At 46.7% G+C, this 287-nt stretch carries 1 pseudogene; it reads right to left on the bottom strand.

What is annotated here, in order from left to right:
* Positions 1-287: pseudogene (locus KNP96_RS16645) on the bottom strand (transposase); the annotation flags it as partial.

The raw sequence follows: 287 nt of genomic DNA, 5'->3' as shown, positions 1-287 counted from the left end.
CAACGCATGCCATGCTTTTCTTTCGCGTCGGCAAAGACACGTTCGATTGTCTCTTTTCGTCGGGCATACAGCTGCCTATTAACCGGTGTGTGGCGAAGGTGCTCGACTTCGTCGATTGCATCTTGCCAGACATGCCGATGAATCACTTTCTGCATCGTCTGACTTTTCGTATACCGTTCTAGAAATGGACAAGTTTCACAGATTTTTGGATCTGATACGTACTCCCGTCTTCATTCCCGTGTAGTTGTTCGATAGACAAGCTGCTGATCATTTTCACAGAGATAGCA

It is taken from the genome of Exiguobacterium sp. s133 (assembly GCF_018618595.1).
In the GTDB taxonomy this organism is placed as follows: Bacteria; Bacillota; Bacilli; order Exiguobacteriales; family Exiguobacteriaceae; genus Exiguobacterium_A; species Exiguobacterium_A oxidotolerans.
This window is presented reverse-complemented; position numbering and strand designations above follow the sequence as displayed.